The organism is Paenibacillus tyrphae (assembly GCF_027925525.1).
Taxonomy (GTDB): Bacteria; Bacillota; Bacilli; order Paenibacillales; family NBRC-103111; genus Paenibacillus_G; species Paenibacillus_G tyrfis_B.
Genome location: NZ_BSDJ01000013.1, coordinates 130,427 through 144,508, shown reverse-complemented (window position 1 = coordinate 144,508; position 14,082 = coordinate 130,427). Strand labels below are relative to the sequence as shown.

Annotated in this window: 12 protein-coding genes; 6 read left to right on the top strand and 6 right to left on the bottom strand. The window is 55.0% G+C overall.

Translation table 11 applies throughout. The annotated features are described in order from the left end of the window. Window positions 1–83: 83 nt before the first annotated feature. Both rpsT and QMG93_RS17965 read left to right on the top strand, forming a co-directional pair. Entirely contained in the window at window positions 84–356 is a 273-nt protein-coding gene (rpsT, locus tag QMG93_RS17970; RefSeq protein ID WP_010495603.1) for a 30S ribosomal protein S20, read from the top strand. A gap of 135 nt (window positions 357–491) precedes the next feature. Beyond that, entirely contained in the window at window positions 492–983 is a 492-nt protein-coding gene (locus tag QMG93_RS17965) for a hypothetical protein (RefSeq protein ID WP_281938777.1), read from the top strand. Window positions 984–1,040: 57 nt separating this feature from the next. On the opposite strand, the gene holA is transcribed toward QMG93_RS17965, so the two are convergent. The 4 genes from holA to QMG93_RS17945 all read right to left on the bottom strand — a co-directional run bounded on the left by holA (window position 1,041) and on the right by QMG93_RS17945 (window position 5,860). Beyond that, the gene (gene holA, locus QMG93_RS17960; RefSeq protein ID WP_281938775.1) at window positions 1,041–2,060 is read right to left on the bottom strand and encodes a DNA polymerase III subunit delta; all 1,020 of its coding nucleotides are present in this window, start codon (window positions 2,058–2,060) and stop codon (window positions 1,041–1,043) included. A 286-nt stretch (window positions 2,061–2,346) separates the two neighbouring features. Continuing rightward, complete coding sequence (locus tag QMG93_RS17955) at window positions 2,347–3,717, bottom strand: zf-HC2 domain-containing protein (RefSeq protein WP_281938773.1); 1,371 nt, start codon at window positions 3,715–3,717, stop codon at window positions 2,347–2,349. 54 nt (window positions 3,718–3,771) lie between these two features. Beyond that, window positions 3,772–4,329, bottom strand: a complete 558-nt coding sequence (locus QMG93_RS17950; RefSeq protein WP_036677069.1) for an RNA polymerase sigma factor — start codon at window positions 4,327–4,329, stop codon at window positions 3,772–3,774. 307 nt (window positions 4,330–4,636) lie between these two features. Next, window positions 4,637–5,860: a YbfB/YjiJ family MFS transporter gene (locus QMG93_RS17945; protein WP_281938771.1), complete on the bottom strand. Its 1,224-nt coding sequence runs from the start codon at window positions 5,858–5,860 to the stop codon at window positions 4,637–4,639. A 138-nt stretch (window positions 5,861–5,998) separates the two neighbouring features. Between QMG93_RS17945 and QMG93_RS17940 the strand changes: the two genes are divergently transcribed. Next, entirely contained in the window at window positions 5,999–6,895 is an 897-nt protein-coding gene (locus QMG93_RS17940) for a LysR family transcriptional regulator (RefSeq protein WP_281938844.1), read from the top strand. 113 nt (window positions 6,896–7,008) lie between these two features. After that, window positions 7,009–8,091: an NAD(P)H-dependent flavin oxidoreductase gene (locus QMG93_RS17935; RefSeq protein ID WP_281938769.1), complete on the top strand. Its 1,083-nt coding sequence runs from the start codon at window positions 7,009–7,011 to the stop codon at window positions 8,089–8,091. A 73-nt stretch (window positions 8,092–8,164) separates the two neighbouring features. Here QMG93_RS17935 and QMG93_RS17930 read toward each other — a convergent pair whose 3' ends face one another. Beyond that, window positions 8,165–9,088, bottom strand: coding sequence for an EamA family transporter (locus QMG93_RS17930; RefSeq protein ID WP_281938767.1), 924 nt, complete (start codon window positions 9,086–9,088; stop codon window positions 8,165–8,167). A 238-nt stretch (window positions 9,089–9,326) separates the two neighbouring features. On the opposite strand from QMG93_RS17930, the gene QMG93_RS17925 reads away from it, so the two are divergent. After that, window positions 9,327–9,902: a TetR/AcrR family transcriptional regulator gene (locus tag QMG93_RS17925; RefSeq protein WP_281938765.1), complete on the top strand. Its 576-nt coding sequence runs from the start codon at window positions 9,327–9,329 to the stop codon at window positions 9,900–9,902. A gap of 6 nt (window positions 9,903–9,908) precedes the next feature. Further along, window positions 9,909–11,270, top strand: a complete 1,362-nt coding sequence (locus tag QMG93_RS17920; protein ID WP_281938763.1) for an MATE family efflux transporter — start codon at window positions 9,909–9,911, stop codon at window positions 11,268–11,270. Between the two features lie 129 nt (window positions 11,271–11,399). Here QMG93_RS17920 and QMG93_RS17915 read toward each other — a convergent pair whose 3' ends face one another. Then, window positions 11,400–14,030 (bottom strand): DNA internalization-related competence protein ComEC/Rec2, encoded by a 2,631-nt coding sequence (locus QMG93_RS17915; protein WP_281938761.1) that lies wholly within the window; start codon window positions 14,028–14,030, stop codon window positions 11,400–11,402. Window positions 14,031–14,082 lie beyond the last annotated feature (52 nt).

The window sequence follows — 14,082 nt, the reverse complement described above, 5'->3', positions numbered from 1 at the left end:
ATATTGCCCATGTTAGAATATTAAGAGTTGTCAACAAAACATGACCTATGTTTTTTTGCAAGTTGTGGTAGGAGGTGAACGTCATGCCAAACATTAAATCCGCGATTAAACGCGTGAAAGTAAGCGAGAAGCGCCGTCTTCGCAACGCTTCGCACAAATCCGCGCTCCGCACGGCTGTAAAAACAGCTGAAACTGCAATCGCAGGCACCAACGTGGAAACGGCTAAAGCCGCTCTGATCGCTGCCAGCAAAAAGTTGGACAAAGCAGTGACCAAAGGATTAATCCATAAAAATGCCGCTGCCCGCAAAAAGTCCCGTCTCGCGAAAAGACTTAATGCTCTTTCCGCTCAATCGTAAGGTACTTAAGCGGCGTTGCAGCAGGTACGAGGCCTTGTCTTCGTACCCGTTGTCAACAACATACATGCGATAAAGAAAGACCTTCAGGCCATTCGTCCTGTCGGTCTTTTTTATTTACATGAAGGAGCTGCTCGTATGAAGAAGGTTCTCATCGTTGGAATCGTAGCTAGCGGCAAGACGACCTTGGCGAAGCGGTTATCCCAGAAGATGAATGTTCCTTGGTATGAGCTAGATGGTATCGTTCATCTTCAAACGCCAGCCGGGCGGTATAAACGTACAGCGGATGAGCAAGTCGAGGTTATTAGGGAGATTGATAAAAGCGGAGCTTGGATATTCGAAGGAACGGACCGGGAATCGTATCAATGTTTATTTGATATGGCGGACACCATTATTTTTCTCGATACGCCGCTGTGGAAACGCAAAATCCGAATATTTACCCGGTTTCTTAAACAACAACTGGGGATTGAAACGTGCCATTATCACTCGGATCTTACGATGTTAAAGTTGATGTATAAATGGACGCGGGATTTTGAAAGCAACCGAGCAAGCTTTGAATCCAAGCTGCAATTCTATCAACATAAAGTTATACGATTATACGATAACAAGGACTTGAGCTTTGTAAAGTAAACACAACAAGAGCATGGCCGCCCCTTCCCGGAACGATCATGCTCTTTTCTTGTATCCTTAGGACGCCAGCCGCAGCAGAAACATTTCCAAGCCTAGCACCTTGTCGATTTTCCCGCTCTTCATCCGGTAATCGAGATCCGCAAGCTGCCGCAAAATGTCCGCAAGCTGCTTCAATTCGAACTTGTTCGCCTGACCGGCCGCAACTTTCACGCCGTACGGATGCAGCCCGAGCTGGCCGGCGATTTGCTGCTGCGAATAGCCCTGCTGCATCAAATCCTTCACTTGGAACATAATGCGGAACTGCCGGGCAATCAGCATCACAATTTTGATCGGCTCCTCCTTGCGGCGGATAAGCTCGCTCAGCATCGTAAACGCCTGATCCAGCTTAACCTGAACGATATGCTCAATCAGCAGGAAAATGTTCTGCTCGATGCTTCTCGTGACGAGCTGCTCCAAATCTTGGGCTTGCAGCGTTCCTCCCTGACCGACGTAGAGGGCGCATTTCTCCACTTCCTTGACGAGCGCCTGAAGACTGGTGCCCGTGTACAGAATGAGCTGCTCCGCGACCCCGGGACCGAACGAAAAACCGGCTTTTCCGGCTTCCTGATTAACCCACCCCGTCAGTTCGTCCGCAGACAGCATGGCGCACGGAACAAGCGCATCGGCTTCCTTCAGCGCCTTGACGATCTTTTTGCGCTCGTCCAGCTTGTCCGCCTCGACCGTAAAGACGATAATGGAGAAATCCGCCGGGGCTTTCAAATAGTCCGCGAGCCGTTCGAGCGAATGCTCCACTTTGCCGCTTTCCTTGGCGCCTGTCAGAAACAACGCATTCGTCGCCACGACCAGCTTGCTCGGCACCATAAAAGGCAGCGTCTCCGCCTCCTCGATGACGGCGTCGACCGGTGTTTCCGTCAGATCGTACCGCGATACGGCAAACGCTTTATGCTCCGGCTCGATCAGCTTGTCCGTCAACCGGGCGATCAGCTCCTGAATCAGATAGCTTTCCGCCCCATAGGCTATGTATACGGGCTTAAACTGCCCCTTGCTGATGTGCTTCATCGCCGTTTTGTAATCCATCGTGCCGCCCACCGTTCCTTCCCGCTCTGCTTTACGTCCTTCATGATACCAACAACAAAGGGATTACGTCAAAGCCCTAAGGCCCGACCTAATCCCTTTGCCCGAAACGCATCTATATAAACATCTGCCAGGCAAGCTCTAGAAACCGGCCCACAGATGGTCATACGACGTGAATCGTCTTCCGACTTAATCTATTGTATATATACGTGAATGTACGCCGTGGGGTGCAACAGTTCTCTTTACCAATATGTTAAACTTTCATGAACTTGTTGAAACCCGTTTTCGGTTACGGCTTGCTCGATTTGACTTCCGTTTCGTTCTTGGCTTTGAGGTCGATGACGAACGTCTTGGACTGGTCGGACATGTTGACCCGGTACGTCAACTTCCCGTCACCAGACCATTCCACAAGTTCGATGCGATCCGCCCCCTTCCAATTGTAGCCGGACGCGTACAGCTCCTTGCCGTCTTTGTCAAAAATAACAATTTGCTCTTCCCGGACCGATGCCTTATACTTCCCGTCCGAGGATGCAAGCTCGTGAACTGCAGGCTTTGAGTCCGGCTTCGCGGCAATGCCCATAGGCGAGCCGCCTTGAGCGGAGCCTTCCAACGTCGGCTGATCCATCGCTTCGGCACCGCCCGCGTTGGCCGACTCGGAGGTAGCCGCTTCTTCTTCCGAAGGCTGGGTTGGATCAGAGGCGATGAAGCCCTTGGCTTGCTCGCCACCGCCGTTCTTCGGAGCTACCGTCTGTTGACCGCCACGGTCTCCGGACGGAATCCCTTTTTCCTGTTCCGGAGGAGACGCGGGCTGCTGAGAAGGCACCGCTGCATTATCGCGTCTCTCGGCCGGAGCCTTCGGCAGCTGCTCCTGAACGGGATGCTCCGGTTCCGCCGTCTTGTCCCCGCTTCCAGACGTCTGCTGTCGGGGTACGGCAGTCTGACTTGCGCTCCGGTCCGCATCCGCTGCATCGGAGCTTCTCGATTGGACAGCAGCTTCCTTGTTGGCGTCGCCGCTTCCTGCCGACGAAGCTTGGGGCTTGTGCTCCTCGGACACCGCTTTGTTATCGGAGACGCCTGAGGGAAGAGATTTATCCGCCTTGCCCCCCGCCTGCGCCGCTGGCTGGCTTTTCGCCGTATCGGTCGCTTGACTGGCCGCAGCATTTTCCAATTTCTTATCCGTCATCGAGAGCAGCAATCTTCCCGCGTCCCCATCAGGTTTCGACTGGTGCTGGAACAGGAAAAATCCGAACACGAGCCCGGCCGCCACGACGCCGCCGAACACGGGGAAAGAAATCCATTCCCGCACATTTTTGCGCCAGCTTCCCCAGGTCGGACGTTCGTCCGCCGGAGCGTCGACGATCTTCGCCCGCAACGCTTCCGTCTCGCGCTCTATTTTGTCGGAAGCGGCGTAAGCGGCATCCGGTACGGCTCCTGCCGCTTCAAGCTGCTCCAGCTTCGGCAATATGGCATCGACCAGGCTGAATGGCGGCGTTACCTTGGGCAAGCTCTCCAGCTCGTTCGATAAATTAACAAGACGTTCGAACAATTCCGTGCAATCCGGACACTGCTGCAGATGCTGAAGCATCCGGCTGTACTCCGTTTCATCGAGATCCCGGTCCAGGTATCTCTGCATCAGTTCGATCACCTCTTGACACATCATCCCCGTACACTACCTTTCCGTAACGATTCGTATATCCTCTTCATGCTGCGCCGCTTACCCTCGAACCGCGTCGCCGCTTGGCTTTTTGTACTCCCTCAGGATGGTTTGGAGCTGCTGTCTTGCCCGGAACAAATAAGATTTCACCGTGTTGATCGGCAAGTCGAGCGATTCCGCTATTTCATTGTAGGAAAAATCCTGCAAGTATCGAAGCACCACGACGGACCGATGGTGCTCGGGGAGCTTGTCGATTGCATCTCGGATGTCCTGAGCGATATACGTAGACATCACTTCGTCTTCCACCGTTTTATGGTCGGTAAAGCTCAAATCGTGCTGCTCGATCGAAACCGTAGGCTTGGCCCGGCGGAATTTATCGATGCACAAGTTGGTCACGATGCGCTGCACCCACGTTTTAAATTGAGCCTTTTCTTCGTAGGAGTTGATCTTCGTATAAATTCGGATTAACGCTTCCTGAGCGGCGTCCATCGCATCCTGCTCATTGTTTAAAATGTAATAAGCGGTACGGTAGACGTGATTTTCAATTTCGCGCAATAGGGTAATTAGAGCGTCGCGATCGCCCGACTGGGCAGCCTTGATAACTTCAGGCGCTACCACTGGGATCCCCCTCTCTTGCAACCTTATAAACGAGTGCGTCGGGCAAAATGTTGCACCCGGAACACAACTCTATCAGCATATCAAATTTTGACTTCAAGGTATATAGAATTTGTCAGGATTGAACACCCGACTCATGTCGTTCAATTATACGTGTACGGGGCTTTTTTGTTTCGTGGCAAAAAAGATCGGATTCCCCGCGGCTCCCGGCTGACGATACCCGTTAAGAGTCTCGTACTCGGGGATTCGCTGAGAATCCGATGATGAGTTCAAGTATAAAGCAAACGCGTTGCCTTGCCCGCGGTCTATTTCACCGTTTGACTGCCGATGTTCGGGCCGTCTTTGTTAAAGCGCCCTTCCCCTTACGTCCGGCCGGAAAAATCGTAGCGAGCGCCCCGGCGCACACGATCGAGGCTGCGCCGATTAACGCCCCTTGGTAGTGCCCGCTGCCCGACACCATCCAGCCTGCGGCGATCGGACCGGCCACCTGCCCGGTGCCGTAAACGGCGGTGAGGACGCCGACAAATGTTCCGGAATCGGCCGGCATCCGCTGCCGCGTCCACGAAATAGTCAGCGTCGTGACGCCCATGAACGTAAAGCCGAACAACACGGCCCCCGCAAGTACGCCCGGCCAGGCCGGATAAATGACGGGAAGCGCGATCCCGACCGCTTGGAGCGCCATGGCCGCGAATAAAGCCGCCCTGCTGCCGACCCGGCCCGCGAGCAGGGACCACAGCCAGCAGGAAGGAACGGCCGTCGCACCGGTCAAAATCCAGCTCCAGGCTGAAAAAGACTGCATCGCCGGAAGCTGCTGCACGTAAGCGACCAGAAACGTACCGGTCACGATGTAGCCGAGCCCTTCCAGTCCGTAGACGATCAGCAGCCGTATTTTGAAGCTTGTCAGCGAACCGCGGTCCTCGGGGACGGATGAACCTACGCGGGCCCCGGCCGCCGCTGAACCCGCCGGTTCCCGAAGCTTCGTCCACGCCAGCGCCAGCAAAACGGCGCATATAAGCGCCATGCCAAGCCACGTGCCGCGCCAGCCGTACTGCTCATGCAGCCAAGGGACCGCAAAGCCGGTCGAGGTTATGCCGAGGCCGACGCCACTGTAAAAGAGCCCCACCGCATGATGAGGCTTCGACAGCCCCGCCAAGCCGTCCATGACCAATCCGGACACGTAAACGAAGATTACGGCGCTTGCGAAGCCGGAGACGAAGCGCAGCACGAACCAAAGCGCATAGCTGTCCGCGATCCCCATCCATGCCGTCGTCGCCACGCTGACGATAAGCGCCAGCTTCAGCCGGCTCAATCTGCTCTCCTTCCGAGCCTTCAAAGCAGTCATAATCGCACCGGCCAAATAACCCGCATAATTCGACGACGCCAGCGCACCGGCGCCCGCCTCGGAAAACAGCTGCTGCTTCAGCATCAGCGGAAGAATCGGCGTATATGCGAACCGCCCGACCCCCATTGCGATAAAAAGAGAAGCGATTCCCCCGCCGACCAATAATAGCGAACGCTTTTTTTGCTCGTTCATCCTGATCCCTCCGCTGTCTCGTTCAACAAAACGTTATTGTCTTGTCTATCATAGATGCAACCTGATATCATGTAAATAAAATGATTTTGATATTATGTATCATTTTTTCATATACCAAAGGAGGCACCGATCATGCCGCTGGATACCGCAGCTCTTCAAGTATTTCAAGCCGCCGCGCGGAGCGGCAGCGTCTCCAAAGCCGCGCAGCTGCTAAATTACGCGCAATCCAACGTCACCACGAAAATCAAGCAGCTCGAAAAAGAGCTTGGCGCCCCGCTCTTTTACCGGCATAACCGGGGCATTACGCTGACTTCTGCCGGCAAAACGCTGCTTGAGTACGCCGACAAAGTACTGCGTTTATTGGAAGAGGCGCGCAAAGCGGTTCAAGATGCGTCGACGCCGACCGGGCCGTTGTCGATCGGGTCGATGGAAACGACCGCCGCCGTGCGGCTCCCCCACCTGCTTGCAGACTATCACCGGATGTGCCCGGAGGTCGATTTGTCTTTCGTGACGGGACCGTCGCAGCAATTGATTCAGGCGGTGCTCGATTACAGCTTGGACGGAGCGTTTGTCATGGGACCCGTGGAACATCCGGAGCTGATGCAGGATTCCGTCTTCGAGGAAGAGCTTGTCCTTGTCACGGACGCATTGCATCCGCGTCTTGATTTTCCCAAGGAATTGACGGGCCGTACCGTTCTCGTATTTCGTTCCGGCTGCTCCTACCGGGCCAAGCTGCTTGGCTGGCTTCAAGAGGAAGGCGTCATGCCCGTCAAAGTTATGGAGTTCGGCACCTTGGAAACGATTATCGGCTGCGTTGCCGCCGGACTTGGCGTCTCGCTGCTTCCCGAATCGATCGTGCGTAGCAATACCAAGGAAAGCCTCGTCCGATCCTTTCCGATCCCAGAGCGGTACGGACAGGTTCAAACGGTATTTATTCGCCGGAAAGACGCCTATTTGACGCAAGCCTACAAGGTGTTTCTCCATGAGATCAAAAACCGCTTCCTTGTGCCGCGCGGCCCCAGCCAGCCATCTTAGATTAAGATGTAGGGTATCTGCTATTGCGATTTTACTTGATGAAGCGGATTGCTTATGATGAAAACATAGCTGGTTTGGATATGCCGTCATAGTATTGGAAGGAGTGCTGTACCATGTTTTCTACCCCGATGACAGAACTCGTCGGATGTACCTATCCCATCATACAAGCCGGCATGGCCGGGGGGCCGACGACGCCAGAGCTCGTAGCCGCCGTGTCGGAAGCCGGCGGTCTGGGGACGGTTGGGGCCGGATATCTCTCGCCGGAACAAATCAAACGCGCCATCAAGGACGTCCGCCGTCTGACGGAGCGCCCTTTCGCCGTCAATTTGTTTACCCCTGAATCGTTCGGTCCGCCTGGCGAGACCGCAGCGTGCATGAACGAGTGGTTAAACCGTTACCGGGAACGGTTTAAGCTTGCGCCGGGGACTATGCCCGCTAAGTTTCAAGAAACATTCGAAGAGCAGCTTCAAGTCATTCTGGACGAACGTGTGCCTGTGTTCAGCTTTACCTTCGGCATTCCTTCGCCGGAGCACATCGGCAAGCTGAAAAGCGAAGGCATTAAACTCATCGGGACCGCGACCACGGTTCGCGAAGCGCTGGCGCTTGAAGCGGCGGGGATCGACCTTATCGTCGCCCAGGGCAGTGAAGCCGGCGGACACCGCGGCACGTTCCTTGGCCGTTACGAGGACGGACTGGTCGGAACGATGGCGCTTGTGCCTCAAATCGTCGCCCAAGTCCGCACTCCCGTTATCGCCTCTGGAGGCATTATGGATGGCAGCGGAATCGTCGCCAGCCTGGCGCTGGGCGCTTCCGGCGTACAGATGGGTACCGCTTTTCTGACCTGCGACGAAAGCGGCGCCCACGAGCAGCATAAGCGGGCCATCCTTCAAAGCGGTGAAGAGGATACGACGGTGACCGTCGCTTTTTCGGGAAAAGCGGCCCGTGGGATCAAAAATGAATTTATTTCGGATATGAAGCAATATTCGGGCCCCATTCCCGAGTACCCTATCCAAAATAAATTAACGCAAGACATTCGCAAGGCCGCGACGAACGAAAATAACCCGCAGTATATGTCGCTCTGGGCCGGGCAAGCGCTGCGCTTGAATAGGTCTCGATCCGCAAGCAAGCTGATCGGCGAATTGATGAGCGAAGCAGCCGGTACCCTGCAGCGGCTAAGTCAATACAGGAAAGAATAAAAATCGTACCCTGGCATACAAAAAAGAGGCTTCTTCCAAGCAGATTCACGTCTACTCGGAAGAATGCCTCTTTTTAATTTACATCAAATCGTTGCTGCCGTTCGCTTTGGCTCGCGTTCTTGCTTCTCCATTCGGATACAACGATGCCGGCAAAAATAAGTCCGATGCCGAGCCACTGGAGCAAGCCGGTCCGCTCATGAAGCAGCAGGCTGGAGCACACAATGACGACGGGCAGCTCGATCGCCCCGATGATGGAGGCTACGCCGGTACTGAGGTGCGGGGCACCCTTGGTATACAAGTATGGCGGAAGGATCATGCCGAACAGGCTGAGAATGATCGCCCATCCCCACAAGCCGTTCGTCAGCGCGCCGCTCCACAGAAACGTCGGCGGATAAATAAGCGACACGACGATGACCGCTCCCGTCAGCATCCACGAGCTGCGCAAAATCGCAGGCACGTCTGTCGCAACCCTGCCGCTGAAATAGACAGTCAGCGTATAGCTTGCGGCCGCAAGCAACCCGAGACCGATACCGGTCCAGCTGAGCTGAGGCACGCTGCCTTCGAGAAAGCCGGAGGCGAACAGCGTGCCGGCCAGCACGATGACAACGCCGATGAGCTGAAAACGGTTGGGCGCTTTTTTTTGCAGCAGCCAATCCGCGAGCAGCCCCATCCAAGTGAACTGGAACAGCAGCAGCACCGCGAACGATGCGCTCAACGTTTGCAGGGCGTAGTAGTAAAACACGCCGGTAAGCCCCGTAAACACCCCGCTGCCGAGCAGCTTCAGAAAGACGATCCTCGGCATCTTCTTCATGTAACCCCAGCAACGGATGCTCAGAAGCCACAAAGCCACAAAGCCGAACATCACTTGGCTACCCGTCACTTCGGCAGGCGAAAAGCCGTCCTTATACGCCAGCTTGACGCAAGTGGACAGTATCCCGTACGATGCAGCGCCGGTCAGTACCAACAAGCTAGCTTTAAATCGCTGCGAAAATATCATAACCGATCCTCGGTTCTAGTTAACCCTCACCCACCCGCGGTGGCTCTGGCCGTTAAAAGCAGAAGCCCCACAAACAAAAAATATAGCAAACTCTGGACCGAGTTTCAAGACTTGTTTTTTATAATGAACTGACTGCAGTAAGTTTCCTGTTTGAAAACAGCTGATTATGTGATAATATTACCGATATGTTTACCTGACCAAGGTAAGGTAAATGAGTCATAAAGCCAAGGTGGGTACGATGAGCCGAAGAGAAGAGATCAAGAAAGCCGCCATAGGGCATCTGCTGCAATACGGTTACGAAGGCACGAAGCTGGCGGACATTGCCCAAGAGGTAGGGATTAAAAAGCAGTCGATGTACGCTCATTTTGAGAACAAGAAAGATTTGGTCGTGGAAATCCACGAGGACGCAACGAAGCAGGAAATTGCCTACTTGACCACGTTTTTTCACGAGCATAAGGGAGAGCCGCTGCAGGCGCTGCTGCGCACCTTCGTTAAAGAGATGGAAGATCGATACGCAACCAACCGGAATGTGAAGCTGATGTTTCTGATGGCGTTCATGCCTCCCGAGCCACTGCAGGAACTATGCATTACTATGTACGAATTGTATTCGCATCATTTGCTTCATCTGCTGGAGCTTGCTTTTCAGCTCGATTCGACCACGCAGGTCCATCCGAAGGAAGGCGCGCTCGCCGTGCATACGATTTACGAAGGCTTGACCGCCAAACTGATATTCGGCAGCCCGGATTATTTTATCCATGCGGCCGAAACAACCTTTTCCCTATTATGGAAAGGAATACTTAAAGAAGATCGTTAGAGGTGTATGATGCAACTTGAAAACAGCAAGCTGACAGCTCTGGAATCGGATTCCGTAAGCAAAGTATTCGTCCGTTATTTGGTTCCGTCGGTTGTCGGTATGTTTATGATGTCCATTAACGTCGTGATTGACGGCATTTTCGTCGGGCAGCGGCTCGGCGAGGTGGCATTGGCGGGGGTCAATGTCGCCTTTCCAGTATTTTCGATTTATTTTGCCATATCGCTGTGGGTTGGCATCGGCGGCGCGGCATTGTATTCCAGATCGTTAGGCGCCAAAAATGCGGAACAGGCACGCTCGATTTTTACTCATTCGCTTACGCTCATTTTCAGCTTGACGCTCTTGCTGGCGGGGATCGCTTATTTATTCCGTGAAAAGCTGGCGGTGTTTCTCGGAGCCAATAACGAAACGATGCCTTACGCGATGGAATTTATGACCGTGCTGCTGAGCTTCGGCTTTGTCGTCACCGTGCAAAATGCATTCAGCATCTTTGTCCGCAACGATGCCAATCCGAATCTGGCGATGATTTCGCTGCTCGTGACAGCCGTTTGCAATATCGGGCTAAATTACGTGCTGTTGTTTGTCCTCGACTTCGGCGTAGCCGGGTCCGCATGGGCGCTGATCGGCGCATCGGCCATCGGGGCGTGCGTGCTGTTCACGCATTTTCTGCGCAAGGACAGCACGCTCCGCTTCGTCAAGCTGCGGTTGTCGTGGAAGCTGGCCAAAAGCACGTTCACGATCGGCTTTCCGAGCTTCGTCGCAGAATTGGGTATCGCCGTATTTACGGCTGGCTACAATATGGCTATGGTCCGGTGGGCGGGCACGTTAGGCGTATCGGCCTTCTCCATCCTGAATTACGTGCACAGCGTGGTGCTGATGCTGTTCATTGGCATGGGATCCGGCATTCAGCCGTTGATCAGCTACTATCGGGGTGCGAAGCAGCATGCCCGGGAGCGGGAAACGGTCCGCATCGCCGTGAAAACGTCGATCAGCATCGGGTTGGGCGTGTTTCTGATCGGTTTGCTTACGGCCGACGGCATCGTCTCCTTGTTCGGTTCATTTACCCGGGAGGTTCAGGAGCTGGCCGCTTCCGGCATTCGTTTGTTTTTCATCGGCTATCTCTTCATGGGCGTCAACTTTGTCATGATGACGTACTTTCAATCGACCGATCAAGTCAAAATGGCGACTTGGATTACCATTGCGCGCGAAATGTTGATCATGGTCGCCCTCCTGTTTACCCTGCCCCATGTCATGGGAACGACCGGCATTTGGCTCGCCATCCCGCTTTCGGAGCTGATCGTCGTCCTGACCGTGTATGCTTATATCCGCAGGCGCTCCCGCACCGTTACTTCGGTGAATGCTGCATCTTAACACAAACTGTTAATTTTTACCTAATTTCCGCTTCGTAACAGCCGCTTGGCCCATCATCGCATGGACCAGGCGGCTTTCTCTGCATTATGGGGTGCAGTAGGCGCCCCTGTTCCTGTTACCGCCATACCTTTAAGGCCGGAGCTTCGTTCGCGTATAAATCTTTCCGCCCCGCACGGTCATCTGCACCTCCCCGTCCCTGTCCGTCCGCTGCACGCTTATGCCGTGCGACGTCAGCCGCTCAAGCACCTGCCGGTTCGGATGCCCGTAAATGTTGTTCGCCCCAGCGGAGATGACCGCGTGCTTCGGCTGCCAAGCGTTCAGCCACTCTTCGGCTGTAGACGATTTGCTGCCATGATGAGCAACCTTCAGCACATCGACGGGTTTATAGGCTACAAACATCTGTGCGGCCGCCCCAACTGACGACGCTGCTTCACGAGCGACAGGAGCCAGCGCCTCTTCTTGAGCGAATCCTCGTGATACCGAAGACCAGCGGTCAAGCAGCTTTCGCTCCTCGGCCTGTCCGATGTCGCCTGTGAACAGCCAGCGGGTGCCCGCCATCTCCATTAAAAACACGACGGAGCTCGGGTTTTGATCCTGCTCCACACGCACGCCCTCCCGCTCTCCCTCCGGCAGCGGATACAAAAAATGAAGAACCGTGCTGGCGTCGACTTGCAGCGTATCCCCCGCCTCGACCTCGACCAGCTCCGTTCCTTTCTCCAGTGCGGTTTGAAACAGCTTTTTCACGGCCGGCAGCGGCTTCAACGTCCCGTTGAACAAAAACCGCCGCACCGGAATGTGCTCAAGCACCGCCTGCAAGCCGCCGAAATGATCGGCATCCTGATGCGTCAGAATAAGCTCGTCGATTTGCTGCACGCCGCGTTTTTTGAGCAGCGGCACGAGCATTTTCCGGCCCACTTCATAAGGGTCTCTCCGCTCCTTCCACGCATCTCCCGGTTTGCGGAAGGAAACCGTTCCGCCCCCGTCCACCAAGATCGTATGGCCTCCCGGCAGCGTCTGGATCAAGATACTGTCCCCCTGTCCCACATCCAAAAACTGCACGCGTCCCTCCGCTGTTCCGCGTTCGGGATCGTAGCCGTACCAGAGAAGTCCCGCAAAGCCGAGCAAACTGGCGGGCAGCAGGACGTAACGGTTCATCTTTTGCCGGTTTAGGAACGGCAGTTTATTCGTTTTCACCCCGTAAAGCATCGGCTCCGGGGCACCCCCTTCGTCCTTGGCCGCGAACGGCTGCAGCAGCACAAGCACCGCGCACAATAGCCCGTAATAAGCCAATATCCATACCGGCGAAGGGGTCGGCCAAATCGTTTGAACCGCATCCGGCTTGCTGGCTTGTTCCACCACGTAAAACAGAAGCTCGTTCGTCTTGGCAATCAGCCACCCAAGCCAGCCCGCTCCGGTCCCCCAGACGAATCCAATCAGCATGGCCGCCGTTCCGCCCGGCATCACCCATGCACTAAATGCGGGAACCAGCGCAAAATTGGCAACAAACGACATTAGGGAAAATTGGTTGAAATAATAAATCGACAGCGGAAACGAGATCAGCTGTGCGACTAGGGTAATCGAAAGCGCGTCTCTCAGCTTCACATGCTTTACTGGTAGCAGCTTGTTCATTTGCGGAACGCCGAGAATGAGGCCGAGCGTCACCAGAAACGACAGTTGGAAGCTGACGTCCAGCAAATAATACGGATTCCAGACGAGCATGCCAACTCCCGCGATCAGCGCGATGTGGAGCCCGTCCTTGAGCCGGTTCCGATAAGCGGCATACAAGCCAATCATCGCCATCAGGCCGGCGCGGACGATTGAAGGCGAAGCCCCGGTGACGACGATATACAGCGGCATGAGCGCAAGTGCCGTAAGCAGATACGTTTCCCTTGTCAGTCCGAAGCGGCGCAGCAGCCAGATCAAGCATGCCAGAAAAATAGCGACATTCAAGCCGGAGATCGCGATAATATGGGTCAAGCCCAGCCGGGAAAACCGCTCGAATTGCTGCGGTTCGATCTCATCCGTCAGGCCGATCAGCATGCCTTTCATAAAGCCGCTTTGATCCGGAGGAAACAATTGGTCTACCTGCCCCGCCAGCCGGTCCCGAAAGCGGTCGATGCTGCGCATGGCAAGCCATCCGCCCCATTCCCCCGATTCCGGTGGCGTCACGACGAGTCCTGCTGTCCCTTTTGCCGTCATCTGCCAATGAATATGCTGCAGCCGCAAGTAGTTCCGGTAATCGAAGCCGCCAAAGTTACGCGCTTCCGCCGGGCGGCGCAGCGTTCCGTCCAGCACGATCCGGTCGCCCCGCTCCCAACGTCTGGCCGTCTCCTGCTCCTCCCGGGCAAGCAAACGGATCGAAAATTGCATCCGCTCGCCTTTGCCGCCATTTTCCGGTACACCATTCTCAGGAATCGCTATGGACTCGGCTTCCGCTTGAAAGGAAACGCGGTCCCCATCTACCGAAACCGGCGTCACGATCCTCCCTTGAAAATGCACGCTGCTTACTTCTTCGGTCTGTAATTCGACCAAGCTCCGGTTTCGGGCATCATGGTCGCCGTATACGCCCGCTGCAGCCGCGACGATCAACAGACTACGGAGCCAAACGGTCCCCTTTGGCCTCATGATCATCGCGGCGCAATACAGCATTCCTGCAGCCATAGCCAGCCACAGATTCATCCATGGCAGCCGCACGATCACAGCAATGGCATAGCCTATCCCCCAACATACCGCAAACGCTACGATCGGTCTTTGAGCCATCCGCTCCTCCTTCCAGCAACAAAAAAAGAACCTCTTCCGGGCGCATGCCTGA